This window comes from Mucilaginibacter sp. P25, from assembly GCF_050859465.1.
Classification (GTDB): Bacteria; Bacteroidota; Bacteroidia; order Sphingobacteriales; family Sphingobacteriaceae; genus Mucilaginibacter; species Mucilaginibacter gossypii.
On sequence record NZ_CP193937.1, the window covers coordinates 2,200,730 to 2,222,181 of the forward strand.

Sequence of the window (21,452 nt, forward strand, 5' to 3'; positions counted from 1 at the left end):
CATCAATTGATGACCGAAGAGATTTTAAAACTAAAAGTTGAACGCATAAAATGGGAAACTCCAGATACGGCTACATTTTATTTGAGCAGTATTGATAGTAATCTTATCCCTTATACCGCAGGGCAGTTCATCACACTGATATTTAACCACAGGCAGGAAGAGATCAGGCGCTCGTATTCGTTAAGCTCGTCGCCCGATGAACCATACCCTGCAATAACTATTAAGCGCATTACCAACGGTGAAATATCCAGGTTTATGCTCACTAAAATAAAGGAAGGCGATGAGTTAACAGCATTAGCCCCTGCCGGCCGTTTTATCATCAGTGACCATCAGCAGGAAAAGGATCTGTTTTTATTTGCGGGCGGCAGCGGCATTACCCCTATATTTTCGCAACTGAAATATATTTTGAACCGGGAGGGTAAAAGCAGGCTAACCCTCATTTATAGTAATCAAAATGCCGCTTCCATTTTATTCAAAAACGAGCTGGATAAACTGGCAGCCAAACACCCCGAAAGGTTGACAATCATTTACCTGCTTAGCAGCGAAGGTAACCGACTCAACCCCGATAAGGTAGAAAAGCTGGTGAAGCAATACGCCAGCTTCAACCTGGCAAATGCTGAGTTTTACCTTTGCGGCCCGTTTGCTTTTATGCGAATGATCCGGTTCGACCTGGTGTATATGGGGATTGATCAGGTAAAGATTCGCCGCGAAAATTTTGTGCTCGAAACAGTTGCCGTAACAAGCAGCTTTACTAACTTTCCACCTAAAAACATCAAAATAAAATACCGGGGCGAGCTGCACGATATTGTAGTAGGCGAAAACCAATCCATACTGCAGGCCGCCCTGCAAAACAATATCCCATTACCTTATAGCTGCCGGGGAGGAATATGCTCTACCTGCATGGTTAAATGCACCGGCGGTAAAGTTGAAATGGTGAAAAATGATGTACTTACTGAAGCGGATCTTGCACAAGGATGGATCTTGACCTGCACCGGGCATCCCTTGGATGATGAGGTGGTTATTGGCCCCCAGCCCCCTAAAAGGGGGAGTTATACCAGGAAGCGAAAGAATAATCAACGTAATCAGTGTATCAAAAATCAACGGTCGGTTGGCAAATGCTGCCTTACCGTCCTTCTGTGCACCACCGTTTTTACCTTTTTTGATTTGGATTTTTTGCGTTTGCCGAGCCAGATGATAAAGCCGGTGATTGGCAAGCTTGCACAAATCAAACTGGCCAAAAAAGCAATGGTCTTACCGGGAAGGCCTAAGATTTGCCCTACGTGAACATCATAGTTCATGTTATTCATTTTCATGCCGGCACTTTTTTGTTCATGCGCGGTACGGTTCAATAATTTGCCGGTGTATTTATCGAAAGAATAGCTATCACTTTTATAGTAGTGCAGGGCCTGTGCGTATGCGGTTACGCCTATGGCACCGGCTTTAGCAGCATCGTCATAAATTAAAAACATTTCGGCATTTGGCGAGGCGGCTTTGGCTGATAAATATGCTTTGTTGATAACCTGGGTGGTATCCATTTTACCATTCAACAACGAATCGGACTTGAAAACTACCTTTTCTTCGGGATGCGCTTTGCCCAAATTAGCGGCTGTGTAAATAGCTTCACGCATCCAGTCAAATGATATTGACAGACCTGTTATGGCCAATATGATGGCCACGCTGGTGGCATAAAAGCCCAAAACGTTATGCAAGTCGTAATTAACACGGCGCCAGCGGCCACCCCACTTAATAGTGAAGCTGCGTTTACGGTCGCTTTTACGTTTGGGCCACCAGAGTATTATGCCGGTGATCATCAGCACCACAAAAATTATCACCGATATGCCTACTACCAGGGTGCCGATATTAGCCGGGAGCAACAGGTATAGGTGAATATATTCAACAATAATAAAAAAGTTTGAAGCGGGGCTTTCGGTATGGGTGATCTTACCTGTATAAGGATTCAGATATACAAAAAGGAGGCCCTCTTTCTTGTCCGTTACCAACACCCCCGCAGGGCGACCGATACCGTAATAGTAAACATAACTGGCCGTAGCGCCTTTACGGCCTTTCAGTGCTTCGGCTTTAAGTATTGATGGTGCTATGTAGGGTTTAGCTTGTACCTCAACCTTACGGTAACTGTGTATCGCATCCTGGATCTCGTCCTGAAAGCAAAAGATACAGCCGGTTATACTTACTATAAATACCACCAGCCCGGATATAAATCCAAGCCAGCGATGTATAAACAACAGTGTTTTTTTAAAAGGTGTCATTCATTAAAATTTGTAACCGATACTTAAACGTACGTTTGTTGGTGCTTCTGCCTGCCAGCTGTAAACAGTTTTGCCGTCGGTGCTCAACCCCTCATGACCGCCTGAATAAAGGTATTTGTTAAGCACGTTATTTACATTTAACGCAAAACTCATCTTCTTGATCTGGTAGGATGCGCCTGCATCTAAACGGAAGTAGTTTGGCAGATCAGAAGTGCCTGTGCCGAGGCTCCATGGCAGGCGGTCAAGCTGCCACTGATATCCGGTTGAAAAGCCCAAACCTTTTAAGCTGCCGTGCTGTAAACGGTATGTTAACCAGGCATTGGTAACATGTTTTGCAAAGCCGGGAACAGGATTGCCAACATTTGCAGGGTCGGTATCTTTAGAAATCTTCGAATCGGTATAAGCATAGTTAACCATCAGGCTGAGGCCGGTTATGATTTCGCCGCGGGCATCAAATTCAACACCTTTTGTTTTAGTTTGACCTAATTGCAAAACGTAATTTGCTGCAGATTCACCATGTTTGTCGGGGTCGGTTACCAACTGGTTGTTTTTAAGGATCTGGTAAGCAGATAAGGTAGTATTCCACTTTCCATCAAACCAGTCGCGTTTTAAACCAAGCTCCATGTTGTTGCCTGTAATAGGCTTAACTTTTTGGCCGCCGTATATTTTACCTGTTTGCGGCACAAATGATTGATCATATACCGCATAAGCAGTTGTAGTAGGATCAATGTTAACACTTAACCCAAAACGGGGCGTAAATTTATGCCCTTTGGTATCGCCGGCATAAGGATCGGTTGTAGTGGCATGGGTGTAACGACCAGCTACAGTTAAACGCAATTTCTGATCAAAAAAGCCCAACTCATCCTGTACATAAATTGATTGATATTTTTCGGTATTTACAGCGTTTTTACCACGTTCGCTAAGTGGCACCGATCTATCAAACACAGGTAAAGTAACAGGGCCATTATTTGGATTGTGGATATTGAAAGGGTTTGCGGGATCAGGATCAAGTGAGCCTGATTGAAAATAATCCGGAATATAGTACTTGTCGCCAATATCAAGGCCGCTTAACAGGCGGTGAACAACTTTGCCTGTATTAAATTCGCCGTTTAAAAAAGCCTGGGCAAATTTGTTTTTGTTAACAGCATCCCATAAACCAAGGTTACGGTCAACATCGCCGTTGCTGCTGATGCTGTTTATCCAATAGCTATATGCCGTTTGCTTATAATAAAAATAAGCACCCTGCGCGGTAACTTTCCACTTGCTGTTAAAGGTATGCTCATAAGTTAAAAACGCACTTTGGTCCCGGATGCCCGATGATGGCGAATTTGAAGGCGCGTTAGTAAAGTTGCGCGGCAGTGTTGCATAGCCATCAGTGGAGAACAGGTAGGCGGTACCAAAGGCATTCATGCGCTGGTACTGGTAGGTATACTCGGCAGTGAGGGTATTTTTGCTGTCGAATTTGTAGCGTAATACGGGAGCGATAGCCGTACGGTTGGTAAAATCATACGGGCGCCATGATTTTGAAAGCTGGCCCATCAGGTTGAGGCGGTATTGCAGTTTACCGTTTTTAGTAAGTACGCCGTCAAAATCGGCAGTGGCACGGTAGCTGTTAAAACTGCCTGCAGTAAAACTGAATACCTGGCTGGTAGTGCCGGTAGGCTTTTTGGTAACTACGTTATAAAAACCCGAGGGGTTGCCGTTGGCCAGCATGAATGCAGCAGGGCCTTTTACAAATTCAATCCTGTCAACAAATGACATATCCTCGGTTAGCGGGCCCCAGGTAGCTTCGATGTTCATACCGTTGCGGAAAGGTGCAAGCCTGTCGCCACGGGCATTTACACGGGCATAATTGCCCCAATGCTCCTGCATGGTTAAGCCGCTCACATTGCGCGATACGCCTTCGAGCATGTTAAAGATCTGCTGGTCCTTGATCTGGTCGGAAGATACCACCTGGATATTTTGTGCCACTTCAAGTAAAGGCTCGTTTAACCTCAGGCTGGGTGAGGGGTCGTCGATCTTATATTTTTGTTTCCTGCCCGAAATTAAGACCTCACCAATTTGGTTGGCGTTTTCGCGCAGCATAAAGTTTACGGTAACGCGTTGTCCATCGGCCAGTTCAACTGCTTTTTCTTCAGAAGCCAGGCCCACAAACGTTACTTTAATGGTGTAGCTGCCCGGTTTTACCTTGTTAAAGGTAAACCTTCCGCTTTCGCTGGTAACCGTGCCTGCGGATATGCCATTACCTTTAAGGCTTACGGTTACACCGGGAACGGTTTGGCCATCGGCAGTCGTGATTGTGCCGGTTATGGTGCCGGGTTTTACCTCGGCCAGCGCGGGTATGTTGAAGAGCAGCAAAACTGCACATAATAAAAGAGGAGGAAGCTTACAGAAAGAGTGTATGGATTTGGACATTTTATTCAGGATTAACAGGAATGATAGGGTTGTTAACTTAAAGCAGGAACTGTAATACACTCCTGCTTTTTATTTAATGGCTGTTTTAAAATTTATAGGTTGCGCTTAATGCAAAACTTCTTAGTTTTTGAGGGTTAATGGTGGTGTAACCTATCCAGTATTTTTCATTGGTAAGGTTGTCAAGCATAGCGCCAAACCGGTATTTATTAGTATCATAAAATGCTGATGCTCCTAATACGGTGTAAGCCGGCAGGGTAAATACCCCAATGGCCCGGCTGTTTACGATCTTATTATCGCTGGCATAGTTGCCGCCGAAACCCAGACCAAAACCTTTCACTGCACCTTGATGAAATTTGTAGCTTATCCAAAAATTTGCCAGATATGGCGATGAGGCGGTTGCTGGCCGAAGACCTTCAACGCCGGCATCGGCGCTTTTGGTAAGCTTTGAATCATTATATGAAAAACCTGCTACGATGTTAAGGCCGATTATTGGGTTGGCTATTATTTCGGCTTCAAAACCTTTGCTGTATTGGGTTCCGTCCTGTACCGAAAGAATGGGATTTATGGTGGAAGGACGTACGATATTTTTCACTTTGATATCATAGTAACTTACCGTACCGCTCAATTTACCATCGAAGAGATCAAGTTTTACGCCACCTTCGATTTGATTGGCTTGCTCGGGCTTAAGCGGTCGGTTGTTTTCGGTAGTACCGGTTTTGTTGTTAAAGCTGTTTTGATAATTGGCAAACAGCGATATGTGGTCTTTAACGGGTTGGTAAACCAAACCAAATTTTGGCGAAAAGGCGGTTTGTTTATATGCCCCTGAAGTGGTTTGAGTTGTTGGGTCGTAGTTGCCTTTGTTGTCAAACCTGTCTACGCGTAAACCTGCCGATGCTATCAGTTGATCCGTAATATTAAACACATCAGAGATATAAGCGCTGTAGGTATTCCGTTTAAACATGGAAGGGTAGGTAAAACCATAAATGCCGGTAGCATAAAGGGCACCCATCGCCGCTTTGTTGAAATTGCTATAGTTTTGATTGCCGGTTACAGATACAGTATCGAGCGTACTGCCAAAAAAATATTGTTGCGAGTTTTCCCTGAAGAAATCCAGGCCGCCTACAAACCGGTTACGGAATTTACCTATTTTGAAGTCGCCGTTAAAGTTCTGCTGGATCTCCATCATGTCATCTTTACTTTTGCGGGTTGACTGATCGTTACGGGAAATAGAATCGCCTGGCAACAGGTAGTAGTAAGGGCCAAAACCGTCCGAATAGCTATGGGTGAGGCTCAGGTTGGTACGTGTTGTCCAGGCGTTGGAGATCTTGTATTTTACTTCGCCATAAAAATTCCTGTTTTGTGACGTTTGAGTCAGGTCATTTCCATGATAGCTTTGTTTGTAGTCGAGCTTGAGCTGATCGGCACGACTGTAACCCAGGGCATCGATGGTTTGTCCGTAAGGGAAAAAGAAAATAGATTTTCCGATATTGGTACCATATGACAGTTCAGCATCGGCACTAATGGTTAACCTGTCGGAAGCCTTATAAACAATGCTTGGGTCAATAACCACATTCCGCGAAAAGCCGTTGTTTTGGAAACTACCGTCATGATTAAAAGCAGTATTTAAACGGAAGAGTATCTTTTTATCTTTATCGAGCGGAGTGTTAATATCGGCGCTGCCCCGGTAAAAACCAAAATTGCCGCCAGATAAGCTCACTTCTCCGCCAAATGTATCATAAGGTTTCTTGGTAACACGGTTGATCAGGCCGCCATATGAGGTTAAAGAACTTCCGAATAAAGTAGCAGAGGGGCCTTTAATAATCTCAATCCTGTCGATGTTAGCCGCGTCAATGCCATTAGTTATAATCCCTGCAATGCCGTTACGCATGGTGCTTTGTACAATAAAGCCCCTGCTATTATAATAAGCGCCGCCATCGCCGCCACGACCGGTAGCTTCCCACATTTTTTGGATCCCAGGGGCATTTTTTATAGCATCATCAACAGAAAATATCAATTGTTCCTGCATCAACTGGCTGCTTATGGTATTATAAACTTGTGGGTTTTCGAGGTTGCTTAAAGGCATTTTGGCAACATCCTCGCTTCGTGAACGTTTAAATTTATTGGTTTTATTAGCATTTATATTTACTTCCTGCAAACCATGAATAGTATGATCAACAGTAATAACAGGCAACACAGTTGTTTGCCCGGCTGTTACGGTTACTGGTTTTTCCTGTCCTTTTGTGCCAACTTCAGATACTACAAGTATATAATCTCCTTGCGGGGCTTTAATTTCAAATAAGCCGTTTTCATTGGTTATGGTACCGTACCTGGTGCCTTTAAGTACTGCCGAAACGTTTTCGGCAGGCCCATTTTTTATGGTGATAATTTTACCTTTAAGAATGCCTCTGGCTTGCTGGGCAAGGGCCGGGATGGTGCCTATAAGTAGCACTATAAATGAAAGTGAAAAGATTTTTGAGAAAGATGGTTTGGGTTGATCCATTTTATTTAGACTAAATATAAATAATAGCGCAAAAGTAGTCAGGCGGGTGTTATAATGCAAATTATTTATAATAAATCTAAATAGTACACTTAATGTACTGTTGTTCAGATGCTTGTGGATATAAGAATGGAAAATTGCTAATCCGGTAAGGGATTGTCAAAGCAATACCACCGAAATTATTCAGAAAAAGAGTAGTTAAATTTAAGAATCATGTAAACGGGTTCCTTCCATAATCCTGAAGGCTGTCATCATCTAATGAAGCCTTGCGAAGTCCCCCAAACTTCGTGAGTCTGGTAGATAGATAAGCAATTACTAAATATCCATCACTTCCTTTTTCTTTTTGCTTTTCATCCGCTTTGGCACAAATTCCAGGATTTCAGCTTTCAGCGCTTCAATCATGCGGCGTTTTAAAAAGTTACGTTGTATCACAATGCTTACCTCACGGGCGGGTTCGGGCGATTTAAAATACCGCACCTTATCCAGCTGTTTTTCGCTAAGCTCAGACAGGGCCAACTCGGGGAGGATGGTAGCCCCGTTATTTTGGTCGACCATGCGTTTTAGGGTTTCAACGCTGCCGGTATTGTATTCAAAATGCTGAAAGCCACGGGTTGATTTCCGTCGCTGGCAAATATTCAAAACCTGCTCGCGCATACAATGGCCTTCGTTCAGGATCCAGATCTCCTCCATATCTATATCATCCGGCACAATATTCTTCTTTTTAGAAAGTTTGCTGTTTTTGGATACATAGGCTACAAAATTTTCATAAAATACAGGGATTTCGGTAAGGTTGTTTTCATGAAGCGGGGTAGAAAGGATGCCGCAGTCAAGCATACCGAGTTTTAGCTGTTGAATGATCTCTTCGGTAGTTTGTTCCCATACAATCAATTTTACCTGTGGATATTTTTCAATAAAGCCATGGATGATTTTAGGTAATATATAGGGCGAAACGGTAGGGATGATGCCTACCCGTAATTCGCCCGAAAGTTCCTTTTGCCTGTCGGATATAATTTCTTTGATCTTTTCGCTCTCAGACAGCATTACACGTGCCTGGGTAATTATTTCAATCCCTATTTCGGTAGGCACAACGGGCTGTTTGCTGCGGTCGAAGATCTTAACGCCAAGCGTGTCCTCCAGTTTTTGTACCTGCATGCTTAATGTTGGTTGGGTAACAAAACATTTCTCGGCTGCCAAAACAAAGCTGCGATAGGTATCAACAGCCACAATATACTCCAGTTGTGTGATAGTCATGTAATATAGATAAATGCTATGTAAAGGTAATAAATATTGATTTTATCTATTCAAATATTTCGCAAGGGCTGGATTATAAAAGCAACTAATATGAAAACAAAGAAGAAGGTTAAATACCGGTATTTCTAACAAACTAAAGTCCCGTGAAACGACCGCTTAAATATTGTAAAACAGCTTGCCTGTCCGTCTGTTAAAATAAATTTTTCTGCCGGATTTTTGGATATTATTATTTGTTGTGCAGTTCGGTTGATCTGCCAATAATTTCTCTTAAAACAAAACCATTAAATCCTTACTTTAGGATATATGCTTCCTTTATTAATTGCCGAACAAATTCGCGAGGGCGATGCTTATACTATCGCTAATGAACCTGTTGCTTCTATTGATTTGATGGAACGCGCCTCAAAAGCTTTTGTGGGTTGGTTCGTTAACCGTTTCCCCGATAAAAACGAGCCGATAACTTTTTACTGTGGTACAGGGAATAACGGCGGCGACGGGCTTGCCATTGCGCGTATTTTATGTGACCATCATTATAATAGGCTCAACGTTGTAATAGCCCGATTTTCTGATAAGGCATCGGTGGATTTTAACATCAATTTTGAAAGGCTAAAACAAACTTGCGTATCTATAAAAGAACTTGCCAAGGATGAAGAGATCCCGGCGGATAGCAGCCCGGTAATTATTGACGCCCTGCTCGGCAGCGGCTTGAACAAACCGCTCACCGGCGATTATGAACGGCTTGTTAAGTTCATTAATGATTTGGGCCGAACAGTTGTTGCAGTCGATGTACCCACAGGTTTTTTTCGGAAGGGGAAGTAGTCAGGGATACTATTGCTATAGAAGCCGACCTTGTAATTACTTTTCAGCAGCCTAAAATCAATTTCCTGTTACCGGAATCGGCACCTTATATCAATTGCTGGGAAGCTGTGAATATTGGCATAGATGAAAAGTTTATCCAGTCGTTAAGTTCACCGTATCAGCTTGTTGAAGAAAAAGATGTGAGACAAATACTAAAACCACGTCGTCGTTTCAGCAATAAAGGCACATTTGGTCATGTGCTGATTATTGCAGGGCAGGCAAAAACCATGGGAGCGGCGCTATTAAGCTCATCAGCTGCAGCACACGCAGGTGCCGGCCTGACGACTGCCTGTATCCCCGAAAGTGGCTTAACCGCACTAAACAGTTATCAGCCCGAAATTATGGCCATAGTCAGGAATGGTGATGAGCAACCTTATATTGATTGGGATAAATTTAGTTCGATAGCTGTGGGGCCTGGTTTAGGCAAGGATGCCGAGGCCTTAACATTATTAAAAGCAATCATCAAAAACTATAAACAACCGCTGGTTATTGATGCCGACGCATTGAACCTGCTTGCAGAAAATAAGGCATTATTAACCCAGCTACCTGCGGGGAGCATCTTAACCCCGCACATGAAAGAGTTTGACAGGCTTTTTGGTGAACATACCAGTTGGTGGCAACGGCTGCAAACCGCTATAAAAAAGGCAAAGGAGTTAAACCTGTGTATCCTGTTGAAAAATGATTATACCATTATCGCAGCACCCAATGGCAAAGTATATTTTAACTCATCAGGAAATGCTGCTATGGCAAGCGGAGGTATGGGCGATGTACTTACCGGCGTAATAGCTGCTTTGCTTGGGCAAAAGCATCCGCCGGATCAAGCCTGCATCATTGGTGCCTATATTCACGGTAAGGCCGGCGATGAACTTGCATTGCCAAACCGGATGCATGTAGTTTTGCCCGGTAAGCTCATTGCGCAATTGCCCGTTACCATGGCAAAGTTAAGGGCATAAAAAAACGGCTGCAAGTATCATACAGCCGTTTTAATTAACTATTAACTGATCTTATAAAGAACTAAATACTCAAATCTGGGGGTTAGGGTTATCAGGTTCACTGTTTCTCGTTTATGTCCTAACTAATCATAAGACGTTTACACGTTCCTATTAGTTACAAAAAAACTAATAATTGGTTTTGGTTTTCGTTAAAAAAATGTTAAATTATTAACCCAGTGTAGTTTAGGTTTACACAAAATACAAGTAATTAACGTATAAAAATCGAAAAGCTTACATCATTTCGGAATAAATCCGAAAAAATGTAAGCTTTTAATCATTATTAAGCCCTGGGAGATCGTTTTCGCTTTAATATTTACCCATTACCACCATTTGTGATAGTGTTGGACTTTCACTACCGCCTCTTGGCTCAAGCGTTACCGCGAAGGCATCTGCCGAGGCTATCGCTTTCATGTTTTTGAATCCGCTTGAATCTGCTGTGGCGTCAAATACACCCAAATCAACAGGTTTGCCGGCCACCAGTGCCCAAAGCTGGTATTGATGCGCTTGGTCATTTGCAGGCAATTTAAGGCCTTCCATGTCAATCACCACTTTTTGTTTGGATGGGCTAAAGGCTACGGTCATCACCGACTCAGACGATTTTTCTGTCCCTTTCAGACGGATCAGTTTAAATGACGTATCCCTTAAAAGGTTCAGCTCGCTATCCTTGGCGCTAACCGTGGTGCTAAAATGCTGGTTTTGCAACTGCATGGCATTTAGCCGGGTATTGGTATCATTAAGGCGGTTGTAAAGGTTATACAAAGCCGCTGCGCTTGCTAACAATAAAACAAGGCATGCGGCAAATGCGTATTTATAAAAATTAATTTCTTTTTCTTTATAGGGCCGTGTAACCACAACGCTTTCCCGTTCTGTATGGGTTTGTGTAGGAAAGTCATTATCGTCGCCAAAATTAGTTAGTAAACTTCCCAATACGCGGCTACGTAAATATTCAGATGGTTCAATCGCGTTTTCTCCGGCATACAATTCCATTGAGCGTTCAATTTCGGCAAGCTCTGCCTTAATAGCAGGGTGCTTTGAAGCCAGTTCTTCAACCTGTAGCTTTTCGGCAGGGGTAACATCCCCTAATACGTAAAGCTCCAGTATCCCTGTTTCAATATATGCTTTTAAATCTTCCACTTCAATTAAAATGTTTTCTGAGTTCCTGGATAGCCATTCTTAACCGGGTTTTAATGGTACCCAACGGAATGCCCAATTCTTCGGCAGCTTCCACATGGGTATAGCCTTTAAAATAAACCAGCTCGATGATCAGTCTTTGCTCAGGTTTTAGTGTTTGCACTAAATTTTTAACCCCCATTAACTCAGGTTTGTAAACCGTGTTTCGTTGCTCGTCAATGAAAGTTACGTTATTTTCAATATCCTGGTTTTTATTCTGATTCTTAAAATCTTTCGATCTGGTCTTATCAATTGCAAGGTTGCGCGCGATATTAACCATCCAGGTAAATAAACGGCCTTTTTCCGTACTGTAGCTTGAAAAGGAATGCCAGATTTTTACAAAAGTTTCCTGTAAAACATCTTCGGCTATAGCGGTGTCATTTATAATGCGTGATATAACCCCGAATAACGAGGCCGAATACATATCATATAAAGCTTCGACGGCAATTTTTTCCCGGTGCCGTAATGACAACACCAGTTCTTCTTCTGACATCGATATTTTTCGTTTCTTACTCAACCCGATGAAGATATAAAGGAATTATCACATTTCAAACAAGTGTTTTTCTGCATGGTAAGATGAGCGTACCAGCGGCCCACTTTCAACATACCTGAACCCTTTTGAAGACCCAATTCCTTATAACGTGCAAACTGATCGGGATGGATCCAGTCAATCACCGGATGATGGTTACGTGTAGGCTGTAAATACTGCCCCAGTGTAAGTATATGAACACCTGCAGCCAGCAAATCATCCATTGCTTCTAAAACGTCCTCCTCGGTTTCGCCCAAGCCAAGCATAATGCCTGATTTTGTACGCAAACCCGCTTCCGAAATATGTTTCAGGGCTTCAAGACTGCGGTCATATTTTGCCTGGATCCGTACTTCTTTGGTAAGACGCCTTACAGTTTCCAGGTTGTGTGATACAACTTCGGGCCTGGTTTCCAAAACGCGGGCAAGGTTATCCCAGTTGCCTTTAAAATCGGGCAGCAGGGTTTCTAATGTAGTATCGGGGCTTTCACGGCGAATGGCATTGATGGTTTCGGCCCAGATAATGGAACCGCCGTCTTTCAAATCATCACGATCGACAGAGGTAATAACGCAATGTTTTACCTGCATTAGTTTTACAGAAGTTGCTACGCGGTTGGGCTCATCAACATCAACAGCTAAAGGCCTGCCGGTTGCAACTGCACAAAATGAACACGAACGGGTGCAAATATTACCAAGGATCATGAAAGTGGCCGTGCCGGCACCCCAGCACTCGCCCATATTAGGGCAGTTACCGCTTTCGCATATGGTATGCAGTTTATGGGTATCAACAAGGCTGCGTACGTGAGCATATTCTTTTCCTGTAGGAAGCTTAACCCTAAGCCAATCAGGCTTACGTACAGGTTGGCTAACAGCAGGAACTACCGGCAATTCAATCATGGTACAAATGTAGTTAAAAACTGATTATAGTTGTTAGTCCATGGACGATGGTCCATAGCCTATAGAAGATATGATATATTCTTGATAAAAAAGATGAATATCTATACGCCAGGATGAAATCATCGACCATGGTCTATGGACTATCGTCATCAAATCTAATTCAGCACCTCTAAAGTTTCATCAACGGAGATGCCGCTGTGAGATTGGTCAAGAATGCATTCGCCATTTTTAATGAGTAACAGTTGGGGCGATTCGTGGTGTACCTCGAACAATTGCGCTACCTGGTTTGACAGGTCACGGTATTTGATCAGGTCTAGAAAGTAAAGGGGCATATTTTCGGGAAGATTATCCCAGTCAAGCTCAAAACGCCTTTTGGCCATCATGCTGATGGAGCAGCGCGTGCTATGTTTAAATATAAGGCTATATCCTTCTTGTTGTTTGATCGCCATTAGCTGATCGGCCGTCTCCAACGAAATCCAGTTCATATTATTAATAGTTAAAATGCTATAACGTAATTATAACACAAAAACTGTGTAGTGTGTTTAAACAGGTTTAAAAATGACAATTAACTGTTAACGGCCTGTTTTAGGATATGAACCATAAGCCGGGCATAATTTATTTGAGCAGGATGATGCTGTTGCAACTGCCGCGGCTATAAGTGCTATGTAAACTAATTTTTTCATGTTGAGCTAAAATTAATTGCTTTAACGGGTTTTAACTGTTTAATGTTTCAGCAAGGGCTGCCATTTTAATGGCTGTGATAGCTGCTTCGTCGCCTTTATTACCATGCTTACCGCCGGCCCTGTCAATAGCCTGTTGCTGATTATCAGTAGTTAATACACCAAATATAACAGGTTTTGAGTACTTTATGGCAACATTACTTACTCCGTTTGCTACCGCGTCGCAAATAAAATCAAAATGCCTTGTTTCGCCCTGTATTACACATCCCAGGCAAATTGCCGCGTCAAGGTTGCCTTTTTTTAATAACAGATCTGCTCCCGATGTAAGCTCAAAGCTGCCCGGTACCTGGTATGAAAAAATGTTTTCGGCCAGTGCGCCATTGCTTATCAGGCTTTGGTATGCACCCTGGTAAAGCGCATTGGTAATTTCGGCATTCCACTCGGCTACAACTATACCGAAGCGGTACGGTGCTGCTGATGGTATTTCGGTATTTGAAAAATCGGAAAGGTTTTTAAGATGGGTCGCCATTTGATTTCGGATGTTTTTATTTCGAATTTCGGAGGTTCGATTTCGGATTTTGTTAAGTGTTGTGATCAGCGATCAAAATCTGCCTATAAAAAAATCGATTCCGAATTTAAAGGTATTTAAAACCAGATAAATCCGAAATCGAAATCCTCAAATCCGAAATTAAAATTATTGTTTCGCTTCGGCGCGGGCTATATACTCGTCGATATTTTGAGCTTCAGCGCTTTCAGGATATTCAGTTTTTATTCTTTTATAAGCTTCAGCAGCTTCTTTACTGTTTTTTTGAGCTTCATAAGTTAAACCTAACTTTTTAAGATAAAGCGGCGATAAAAATTTATTCTTTGCTTTATCAGCAGCTTTGCTGAAGTAAGTTTCTGCTTTTTCGTAATCTTTCAGTTCAACATATGCGTCGCCTGTGCTACCAAAAGCTTCGGCTGCTACCATGTTGTCGTCACCGCGGTAATTGGTTAGGTTATCAATAGCTTTACGGTAGTCACCTTTATTTAAATAAGCAGTGCCCAGGTAAAAATAAGCAAGGTTAGCAGCTTTGGTATTGCTGTAATCGCTGATGATCTTTTCAAAACCAGGGAAGCCGGCATCGCCTTTAATGGCTTTGTCCCAGTTTTTTTGCTGCCAAAAATCCTGCGCTTTGTACATTTGGTTAGCGGCAGTAACTTCACGTGGACCTAAGTATAATTTAATGTAAATGAAATAGATAGCAATAAGGGCAATAATGGCCCCTACAATAAATAGTAAGCTTTTCTGGTTCTCGCGTACAAATTTGCCACTCTGACCAAAATTGTTTTCTGGTGCTGCAACTTTGGTGTTCGCCTGGGTTTTTGACATTGTTGTTCTAAAATTAAGTTTGCAAAAATACGGTTTTCAAATTTACTGGCAATACCTTTTGTATTAAATCTTTAACGAGGGGTAGTTCATAGTTGATAGTTTATGGTTCATGGTCTTGGGTTTGTAGTTTTCAGGATTTAGGGAAGAGCAATTTTGTTTATAAATGACTATGGCCTATCAACCATGAACCATCAACCACTCACCAAAAAACATTAACTTTGCCATCTCATGCACCTGCAACAGCTGTCAGTTATTAACTTTAAAAATTACGATGAGGCCGAACTGGTTTTCAGCGAGGGGGTTAACGCTTTTACAGGTAATAATGGCGCCGGCAAAACCAATTTGCTTGATGCTATTCATTACCTGTCCTTATGCAAAAGCTATTTTAACCCGATAGACAGCCAGCAGATTAAGCAGGGTGCCGATTTTTTTATCATCACCGGCGTCTTTAATAAAAACAATCAGCCCGAAGCTGTTGCCTGCTCTGTAAAGCGCAATCAAAAGAAACAGTTTAAGCGCAATAAAAAAGATTACCAGCGCCTGGCCGATCATATCGGATTGTTACCGCTTGTAATGATATCACCAAATGATACCAGTATCATAACCGAAGGGAGCGAAGAACGCCGCAAGTTTATTGATAATGTGATATCGCAAACAGATAACCATTATTTAGATGAGTTGATCACCTATAATAAAATCCTTACCAATCGTAACGCGCTTTTAAAACAGGTAGCGGATACAGGGCGATATGATGCCGGCTTATTTGAAGTGATTGATGAGCAATTGAACGCTTCGGGCAATCGTATTTTTGAAAGGCGCCGGGCCTTTATGGAGGGTTTTGTTACTATATTTAATAAGCATTACAGTTTTTTGAGCGATAATGTCGAGCATGTTGACCTCGTGTATGAATCGCAACTGCTTGCCGATGATTTCGATAGTTTATTAAAAAAGAGTTTTGACCGTGACAGGGCGTTGGAGCGTACCACAGCGGGTATTCATAAAGATGATCTGCAATTCAATATCCATGGTATGGCCATGAAAAAGTTTGGATCGCAGGGGCAACAAAAGTCATTTTTAATTGCACTCAAGCTTGCACAATATACTTTTTTATATCAGCAAAAAGGATTTAAACCCTTGCTTTTGCTTGATGATATTTTTGACAAGCTTGATGACGGCCGGATTACCAAATTAATGCAGATGGTATCGAACAATGATTTTGGCCAGGTTTTTATAACCGATACCGGGGTTGAGCGGGTTGAAACCGTTTTTAATAAAATAGGGATACCTGTTAAACTATTTAAAGTAAAAGGAGGAGCGATTGATGCGTAAAACCAACGACAAAACACTGAAAGAAGCTATTGAGCAAATGCTTAATGTATATAAGATTAAGCGGCGTTTTGACAGAAACCGGTGTTATTACTGCCTGGCCCGACCTGGTAGGCAAATCAGTAGCCAATCGCACCAAAGAGTTATTTGTGCGCGATAAGAAATTATTTCTGCGGATAGAATCATCAGTAATAAAAAATGAATTGATGCTGATGCGCAGCCAGATAATTGAAAAGATTAATAACGAAGCTAAAAGTGTGCTTGTTGAGGAAATTATCTTCCTCTAAGCATACGTAAGCTGTTATGCTTTAATTTGATATCATCCGTAAGCTTTGAATAAGCAAGAATGAACAGGCCGGGAATGGTAAGCGCAAGCTGGGCTTCGGGGTGTGTTCTGTAAAGCATTAGCGATCCAATAACCAACATCACCAGTATAAGTACGTAAAAGATGTATTTGAATAATGGTTTCATGTTTTGTGATATTATTGGTTGATTAAATTATGTAATATTGTTTAGGTGGATAATGTAAAGTTACAAAAAACGTAACCATAATTACAAAAAAAACGTAAAAAATTCGGGTGTAACTTTTGGTTTATATAATTACACCCGAAATAGGTTACTTAAAACCTTTCAAAAGCCGAGAAAAAGAAGTTTCCTTCAATGTCGGCATTCTCGTCAGAGTCTGAGCCATGAACGGCATTTTCACCAATTGATCTTGCATACAGGTTACGGATGGTACCTTCGGCGGCATCGGCCGGGTTAGTGGCCCCGATCAGTTTACGGAATTCGGCAATAGCGTTGTCTTTTTCAAGAATAGCTGCTACAATAGGGCCCGATGACATAAACTCAACTAATCCGTTATAAAAAGGGCGTTCTTTGTGCACTTCATAAAACTGGCCCGCTTTTTCGGCAGATAATTTAGTGTATTTAAGCGCCACAATTTTAAAGCCGTTTTTGGTTATAATGTCTAAAATAGCACCGATATGCCCGTCTGCAACGGCATCAGGCTTTATCATGGTAAATGTTCTGTTGTTTTTCATTGAAATAATTGTTTCTTTTTTGGGTTATTAATAGATTAAATGCCTTTGTTACGTTGGTTTTAAAACATAAGCTTACTGATGCTTATGATAACATTTAAAATTTGCGGCAAAAATAGGCTTTTGTAACTGTAAGATAAAGCTTTTTGAATTAAATTAGATGGTTTGTATTTCATTTATTTATTTAGCTTTGCAACTCTTTTTTAAGAATTGATGTTAGATTTAGCTTCGCTTACTGACCTTTTAACGAAACCTCAAAAAATAGTGATCACTACCCATCATAAACCCGATGGTGATGCTATGGGGTCGTCATTAGGCTTATATAATTATTTGATACAGCAGGGCCATCATGCCAGGGTTATTGCCCCTACAGATTATCCTGACTTTTTAAGCTGGCTGCCGGGTAACGAGAATGTTATTATTTATACCGAGCACCGCGAAGAAGCTGCCGCCCTGATAGCAGATGCGAAACTTATATTTTGCCTCGACTTTAATGCGCTGAGCCGTATCAATGATATGGGCGAGCTGGTTGGCGAGAGTAATGCCTATAAGATCATGATCGATCATCACCTGGAGCCTGCCGATTTTGACGATTACAGGCACTGGGATATCAATGCCTGTGCTACCGCGCAGTTAGTGTATGATTTTATAGTAAACCAGCTTCACCACAAAGAACTTGTAAATAAAAATGTGGCAACCTGTCTTTATACAGGCATCATGACCGATTCGGCTTCATTCAGGCTTCCCAACACTACATCCGGAGTTCACCGCATAGTTGCCGATTTGATAGATGCCGGTGCGGTTAACTGGCGCATTCATGAGCTGGTGTATAATAGCGCATCTGAAAACAGGCTGCGCTTTTTAGGTCATTGCCTGGCTAATTGCCTGGAGGTATTGCCTGAGTTTAATACAGCTATAATTGCAGTTAACAAACATGACCTGGAACGCTTTGATGTTGAAACAGGCGACACGGAAGGTGTGGTAAATTATGCATTATCGATGGCAAGCATCCGTTTGGCTGCTTTCATAGTTGAACGAAGCGACAGGGTGAAACTTTCATTACGCTCAAAAGGCGAGTTCCCGGCCAACGAGATTTGCAAAAAATACTTCAATGGCGGCGGTCACCGCAATGCAGCCGGCGGCCATTCCGAGGGTAGCCTTGAACAGGTTATACAACAATTTAAACAAATTTTACCCGAATATAAAAAACTATTAATACAGTAAAAAAGTAATGATGAAAAGAAAACTGATGTTTCTGTCACTTGCGGCTATTGGATTTGCAAGTTGTAACGGTGGGTTTAAGCAGGGCGAAGGCGGCTTGCTTTATAATATCCACACCTCAAAAGGCAATCCTAAAGTTAAGGAAGGTGACTTTTTGACACTGAACATGATCCTCAAAACCGATAAGGATTCAATTATCAATAATTCTTATGATAACGGCCAGCCTATACCAACGCTGATGCCTAAACCTCAAACCAAAGGTGATATTGTTTCTGGCTTAGCATTATTGGGCGAAGGTGATAGCGCCACATTTAAAATAGCTGCCGATTCGGTATTTAAAGGCGGTCAGCAACGCCCGCCGGGCTTCAAAGGTAAATACCTGGTTTATACTATTAAAATTGAAAAGGTAGTTGCTAAAGGCGCACTTACCGAGCAAGTTTTCCGTGATCGCGTTACCCAATACATGAAAGGTCAAACCGACGCCCTTAAAGGTAAAGAGCCTGCTAAGATCCAGGGTTACCTGGATGCACATAAAGACCTGAAATTTGTAAAAACTGCATCAGGCTTAAATTATGCAGTTACTACACCTGGCAGTGGTGCTAACGTAGCAGTAGGTGATACAGCTGTAATTAATTATACTTTAAGGCTTGTTACTGGCAAAGTTTTGGAAACAAGTGTTAAAGCTGTAGCTGTAAAAGAAAAGATGCAGATCAACCCGATGAACCCTTATCAGCCAATCCGTATTCCGGTGGGTGAAGGTAAGGTGATCAAAGGCTGGGACGAAGCTTTTCAATTATTTAATAAAGGGACTAAAGCGATGTTGGTTATTCCATCATCATTAGGTTATGGCGATCAGGGAAGTCAGCAAATGCAACCTTATACGCCGCTTGTGTTTGAAGTTGAGCTGGTAAATATTGTCCACCCAAATCCAAATGCACCAAAACCGGTTATGCCGCAAATGCAAATGCCAACTCCGACAACGAAATAATTATTATGTTTTACAAGGCCTTTCCTGCTCAAAGCAGGAAAGGCTTTTTTATTTATAACTTATGAAAAAACATATTTTTTCTTTTTTATTGCCGGCGCTTTCTGCGCTTGCTTTAAACGCAGGTGCGCAAACGGCTGGTTTGCAGAAAACCGCTAAAGGCGCGCTTTACCAAATCTATACTGCTAACCCGGGCAACAAAGCTAAGATCAACGATGTGCTTACTTTTAACTTTATCCAGAAAACCGATAAAGATTCAGTACTGTTCAGTAGTTATAAGGCAGGACATCCCGTACAAGCCCAGGTGCAGGCCTCGCAAAATGTAGGCGACTTGATGGAAATATTCCCGCTGCTTGCAGCAAAAGACAGTGCCTTGGTTAAAATTCCAACTGATTCGGTATTTGTTGGTCATGAAGAAGCCCGTCCGCCATTTTTACCTAAAGGCAGCTTTCTTACTTTTATTTTAAAGATAGAGAAGGTTCAATCGTTAAATGATGCCATTGCCGAAAGGAATGCGGGCCTTGAAAAACTAAAACAAGCTGAAACAGCCGACAGAGAAAGCTATATTACGGCACATGGTCTTAAACCTGTTACTACAGCATCAGGCTTAAAATACGTGATAACCAGCCCAACAACCAAAAGAAAGCCGCTTAACGGCGATACAGTGCTGGTAAATTATACCGGAAAGTTGCTTAACGGGAAACTGTTTGATACCAGTATTGAAGCTAACGCCAAAGCGGCAGGCATACAACAGCCTGGCCGTCCGTATGAGCCTATAAGCGTTGTTTTGGGCGAGCATAGGGTAATATCAGGTTGGGATGAAGGTTTGCTTTTATTAAATGAAGGTTCAAAAGCAACATTTATCATCCCTTCAAACCTTGCCTACGGCGAACGTCCTTACGGATCGGAAATCCCCGGATACAGCACATTGGTGTTCGATATCGAACTGGTAAAAGTAAAACCAGGCAAACATGTCGCGGTTACCCCGAAACCGGCTGCTGGTAAAGCTCCACTAAAAAAAGCCGGCACAAAGAAACCGGCCGCTAAAAAGAACTGATAGTAGAAACCTCCCGCCAAATGCGGGAGGTTTTTTGTTGGTAGTCGTCAGGTAATTAATTGAAAGTATCGATACTTTACCGCTATAAATTCGTTATTAAGTATTCAAGGTTTATTTTTGCAGCATGGTTTTAACCGACACGCACACCCATCAATACTACGAAACCATTCCTGAAAAACGCGCGGCGTTAATGCAGCGTTGTATCGATAATAACATTACCCGTTTGTTTTTACCCAATGTTGATGCGGCTTCCGTTCCGCTGGTTTATGGTTTGGCGAATGAGTATCCTCAATATTGCTACCCGATGCTGGGCTTACACCCCTGTGATGTAAAGGAGAATTGGGAAGAAGAACTTTCGGCCATCATGAATGCCCATCAGCAAAACAAGATCTATGCCATAGGCGAGATAGGTATTGACCTGTATTGGGATAAAACGCATTTAAAGGAACAGGCAGATGCGTTTGTGAAACAGATCAACTGGGCCAAAAGCCTTGATCTGGCTATTGTGATCCACTGTCGCGATGCATTTGATGAGGTATATGAGGTGCTGAAGCAGGAAGCGGATGAAAAGTTACGGGGTATTTTTCATTGTTTTGGAGGTACTGTTGAGCAAGCCCAAAAAGTGATCGACCTTAATTTTTACCTGGGCATAGGTGGGGTAGTTACCTACAAAAACTCTGGGCTTGATAAAGTAATACCGGAAATTGACCTTAAACATATCGTTTTAGAAACAGATTCTCCGTACCTTACGCCTGTTCCGTTCAGGGGTAAACCTAACGAAAGCTCGTACCTGGTATATATAGCCCAAAAGGTGGCGGAGCTTCACCAAACAAGCATTGAAAAAGTGGCAGAGGTCACTACCGAAAATTCCAGGCTTGTATTCGGAATTTAAAATTGTTTAATAT

The 21,452-nt window shown here is 42.2% G+C and carries 19 protein-coding genes and 2 pseudogenes; 9 read left to right on the forward strand and 12 right to left on the reverse strand.

All coding sequences use genetic code 11. The features are described from left to right. Positions 1 to 9: 9 nt before the first annotated feature. Positions 10 to 981, forward strand: a pseudogene (locus tag ACRQ5D_RS11575) (2Fe-2S iron-sulfur cluster-binding protein); the annotation flags it as partial. Between the two features lie 116 nt (positions 982 to 1,097). Here ACRQ5D_RS11575 and ACRQ5D_RS11580 read toward each other — a convergent pair. The 4 genes from ACRQ5D_RS11580 to ACRQ5D_RS11595 form a co-directional block, all read right to left on the reverse strand. Then, positions 1,098 to 2,267 carry a PepSY-associated TM helix domain-containing protein gene (locus ACRQ5D_RS11580; protein WP_091172776.1) on the reverse strand — a complete coding sequence of 390 codons (1,170 nt, stop codon included), beginning with the start codon at positions 2,265 to 2,267 and terminating at the stop codon, positions 1,098 to 1,100. A gap of 3 nt (positions 2,268 to 2,270) precedes the next feature. After that, positions 2,271 to 4,682 carry a TonB-dependent receptor gene (locus ACRQ5D_RS11585; RefSeq protein ID WP_091172774.1) on the reverse strand — a complete coding sequence of 804 codons (2,412 nt, stop codon included), beginning with the start codon at positions 4,680 to 4,682 and terminating at the stop codon, positions 2,271 to 2,273. A gap of 85 nt (positions 4,683 to 4,767) precedes the next feature. Continuing rightward, on the reverse strand, positions 4,768 to 7,182 hold the full coding sequence (locus ACRQ5D_RS11590; protein ID WP_091172772.1) for a TonB-dependent receptor: 2,415 nt from the start codon (positions 7,180 to 7,182) through the stop codon (positions 4,768 to 4,770). A 312-nt stretch (positions 7,183 to 7,494) separates the two neighbouring features. After that, the gene (locus ACRQ5D_RS11595) at positions 7,495 to 8,430 is read right to left on the reverse strand and encodes a hydrogen peroxide-inducible genes activator (protein WP_091172769.1); all 936 of its coding nucleotides are present in this window, start codon (positions 8,428 to 8,430) and stop codon (positions 7,495 to 7,497) included. Positions 8,431 to 8,733: 303 nt separating this feature from the next. Here ACRQ5D_RS11595 and ACRQ5D_RS11600 point away from each other — a divergent pair, with 303 nt between their 5' ends. Both ACRQ5D_RS11600 and ACRQ5D_RS11605 read left to right on the forward strand, forming a co-directional pair. After that, the gene (locus ACRQ5D_RS11600; RefSeq protein WP_431199673.1) at positions 8,734 to 9,246 is read left to right on the forward strand and encodes an NAD(P)H-hydrate epimerase; all 513 of its coding nucleotides are present in this window, start codon (positions 8,734 to 8,736) and stop codon (positions 9,244 to 9,246) included. A 107-nt stretch (positions 9,247 to 9,353) separates the two neighbouring features. Further along, complete coding sequence (locus tag ACRQ5D_RS11605; protein ID WP_431199674.1) at positions 9,354 to 10,238, forward strand: NAD(P)H-hydrate dehydratase; 885 nt, start codon at positions 9,354 to 9,356, stop codon at positions 10,236 to 10,238. A 345-nt stretch (positions 10,239 to 10,583) separates the two neighbouring features. Here ACRQ5D_RS11605 and ACRQ5D_RS11610 read toward each other — a convergent pair whose 3' ends face one another. The 6 genes and pseudogenes from ACRQ5D_RS11610 to ACRQ5D_RS11635 all read right to left on the reverse strand — a co-directional run bounded on the left by ACRQ5D_RS11610 (position 10,584) and on the right by ACRQ5D_RS11635 (position 14,921). Beyond that, positions 10,584 to 11,411, reverse strand: a complete 828-nt coding sequence (locus ACRQ5D_RS11610) for an anti-sigma factor (RefSeq protein WP_091172763.1) — start codon at positions 11,409 to 11,411, stop codon at positions 10,584 to 10,586. A gap of 1 nt (position 11,412) precedes the next feature. Then, positions 11,413 to 11,940: an RNA polymerase sigma factor gene (locus ACRQ5D_RS11615; protein ID WP_311084057.1), complete on the reverse strand. Its 528-nt coding sequence runs from the start codon at positions 11,938 to 11,940 to the stop codon at positions 11,413 to 11,415. A gap of 48 nt (positions 11,941 to 11,988) precedes the next feature. Beyond that, positions 11,989 to 12,869, reverse strand: a pseudogene (lipA, locus tag ACRQ5D_RS11620) (lipoyl synthase). Positions 12,870 to 13,024: 155 nt separating this feature from the next. Then, entirely contained in the window at positions 13,025 to 13,354 is a 330-nt protein-coding gene (gene ytxJ, locus ACRQ5D_RS11625) for a bacillithiol system redox-active protein YtxJ (RefSeq protein WP_091172751.1), read from the reverse strand. A gap of 229 nt (positions 13,355 to 13,583) precedes the next feature. Then, positions 13,584 to 14,078, reverse strand: a complete 495-nt coding sequence (ribH, locus tag ACRQ5D_RS11630; protein ID WP_091172747.1) for a 6,7-dimethyl-8-ribityllumazine synthase — start codon at positions 14,076 to 14,078, stop codon at positions 13,584 to 13,586. Between the two features lie 165 nt (positions 14,079 to 14,243). After that, the gene (locus ACRQ5D_RS11635) at positions 14,244 to 14,921 is read right to left on the reverse strand and encodes a tetratricopeptide repeat protein (RefSeq protein WP_091172741.1); all 678 of its coding nucleotides are present in this window, start codon (positions 14,919 to 14,921) and stop codon (positions 14,244 to 14,246) included. A 228-nt stretch (positions 14,922 to 15,149) separates the two neighbouring features. Between ACRQ5D_RS11635 and recF the strand changes: the two genes are divergently transcribed. Both recF and ACRQ5D_RS11645 read left to right on the forward strand, forming a co-directional pair. Beyond that, entirely contained in the window at positions 15,150 to 16,250 is a 1,101-nt protein-coding gene (gene recF, locus ACRQ5D_RS11640; protein WP_091172737.1) for a DNA replication/repair protein RecF, read from the forward strand. Between the two features lie 44 nt (positions 16,251 to 16,294). Continuing rightward, positions 16,295 to 16,534 carry a DUF721 domain-containing protein gene (locus ACRQ5D_RS11645; protein WP_432329009.1) on the forward strand — a complete coding sequence of 80 codons (240 nt, stop codon included), beginning with the start codon at positions 16,295 to 16,297 and terminating at the stop codon, positions 16,532 to 16,534. Here the strand turns inward: ACRQ5D_RS11645 and ACRQ5D_RS11650 are convergent. Both ACRQ5D_RS11650 and ACRQ5D_RS11655 read right to left on the reverse strand, forming a co-directional pair. Next, entirely contained in the window at positions 16,521 to 16,718 is a 198-nt protein-coding gene (locus tag ACRQ5D_RS11650; RefSeq protein WP_091172734.1) for a hypothetical protein, read from the reverse strand. The two genes, ACRQ5D_RS11645 and ACRQ5D_RS11650, sit on opposite strands and share 14 nt — an antisense overlap. A 149-nt stretch (positions 16,719 to 16,867) precedes the next feature. Next, the gene (locus ACRQ5D_RS11655) at positions 16,868 to 17,287 is read right to left on the reverse strand and encodes a nucleoside-diphosphate kinase (RefSeq protein WP_091172728.1); all 420 of its coding nucleotides are present in this window, start codon (positions 17,285 to 17,287) and stop codon (positions 16,868 to 16,870) included. 210 nt (positions 17,288 to 17,497) lie between these two features. Here ACRQ5D_RS11655 and ACRQ5D_RS11660 point away from each other — a divergent pair, with 210 nt between their 5' ends. From ACRQ5D_RS11660 to ACRQ5D_RS11675, 4 genes are all read left to right on the forward strand, one after another. Then, positions 17,498 to 18,508: a DHH family phosphoesterase gene (locus ACRQ5D_RS11660; RefSeq protein ID WP_091172725.1), complete on the forward strand. Its 1,011-nt coding sequence runs from the start codon at positions 17,498 to 17,500 to the stop codon at positions 18,506 to 18,508. Positions 18,509 to 18,515: 7 nt separating this feature from the next. Further along, positions 18,516 to 19,493: an FKBP-type peptidyl-prolyl cis-trans isomerase gene (locus ACRQ5D_RS11665; protein WP_091172720.1), complete on the forward strand. Its 978-nt coding sequence runs from the start codon at positions 18,516 to 18,518 to the stop codon at positions 19,491 to 19,493. A 61-nt stretch (positions 19,494 to 19,554) separates the two neighbouring features. After that, positions 19,555 to 20,547, forward strand: coding sequence for an FKBP-type peptidyl-prolyl cis-trans isomerase (locus ACRQ5D_RS11670; protein ID WP_091172717.1), 993 nt, complete (start codon positions 19,555 to 19,557; stop codon positions 20,545 to 20,547). Between the two features lie 124 nt (positions 20,548 to 20,671). Further along, positions 20,672 to 21,439 carry a TatD family hydrolase gene (locus ACRQ5D_RS11675; RefSeq protein ID WP_091172714.1) on the forward strand — a complete coding sequence of 256 codons (768 nt, stop codon included), beginning with the start codon at positions 20,672 to 20,674 and terminating at the stop codon, positions 21,437 to 21,439. Positions 21,440 to 21,452: the final 13 nt, after the last annotated feature.

Excerpts from the sequence above, each read along its gene's own strand:
- ACRQ5D_RS11580 (WP_091172776.1), bottom strand. The coding sequence starts at position 2,267 with ATGACACCTTTTAAAAAAACACTGTTGTTTATACATCGCTGGCTTGGA.
- ACRQ5D_RS11585 (WP_091172774.1), bottom strand. The coding sequence starts at position 4,682 with ATGTCCAAATCCATACACTCTTTCTGTAAGCTTCCTCCTCTTTTATTA.
- ACRQ5D_RS11590 (WP_091172772.1), bottom strand. The coding sequence starts at position 7,182 with ATGGATCAACCCAAACCATCTTTCTCAAAAATCTTTTCACTTTCATTT.
- ACRQ5D_RS11595 (WP_091172769.1), bottom strand. The coding sequence starts at position 8,430 with ATGACTATCACACAACTGGAGTATATTGTGGCTGTTGATACCTATCGC.
- ACRQ5D_RS11600 (WP_431199673.1), top strand. The coding sequence starts at position 8,734 with ATGCTTCCTTTATTAATTGCCGAACAAATTCGCGAGGGCGATGCTTAT.
- ACRQ5D_RS11615 (WP_311084057.1), bottom strand. The coding sequence starts at position 11,940 with ATGTCAGAAGAAGAACTGGTGTTGTCATTACGGCACCGGGAAAAAATT.
- ytxJ (WP_091172751.1), bottom strand. The coding sequence starts at position 13,354 with ATGAACTGGATTTCGTTGGAGACGGCCGATCAGCTAATGGCGATCAAA.
- ribH (WP_091172747.1), bottom strand. The coding sequence starts at position 14,078 with ATGGCGACCCATCTTAAAAACCTTTCCGATTTTTCAAATACCGAAATA.
- ACRQ5D_RS11635 (WP_091172741.1), bottom strand. The coding sequence starts at position 14,921 with ATGTCAAAAACCCAGGCGAACACCAAAGTTGCAGCACCAGAAAACAAT.
- recF (WP_091172737.1), top strand. The coding sequence starts at position 15,150 with ATGCACCTGCAACAGCTGTCAGTTATTAACTTTAAAAATTACGATGAG.
- ACRQ5D_RS11645 (WP_432329009.1), top strand. The coding sequence starts at position 16,295 with ATGTATATAAGATTAAGCGGCGTTTTGACAGAAACCGGTGTTATTACT.
- ACRQ5D_RS11650 (WP_091172734.1), bottom strand. The coding sequence starts at position 16,718 with ATGAAACCATTATTCAAATACATCTTTTACGTACTTATACTGGTGATG.
- ACRQ5D_RS11655 (WP_091172728.1), bottom strand. The coding sequence starts at position 17,287 with ATGAAAAACAACAGAACATTTACCATGATAAAGCCTGATGCCGTTGCA.
- ACRQ5D_RS11660 (WP_091172725.1), top strand. The coding sequence starts at position 17,498 with ATGTTAGATTTAGCTTCGCTTACTGACCTTTTAACGAAACCTCAAAAA.
- ACRQ5D_RS11665 (WP_091172720.1), top strand. The coding sequence starts at position 18,516 with ATGATGAAAAGAAAACTGATGTTTCTGTCACTTGCGGCTATTGGATTT.
- ACRQ5D_RS11670 (WP_091172717.1), top strand. The coding sequence starts at position 19,555 with ATGAAAAAACATATTTTTTCTTTTTTATTGCCGGCGCTTTCTGCGCTT.
- ACRQ5D_RS11675 (WP_091172714.1), top strand. The coding sequence starts at position 20,672 with ATGGTTTTAACCGACACGCACACCCATCAATACTACGAAACCATTCCT.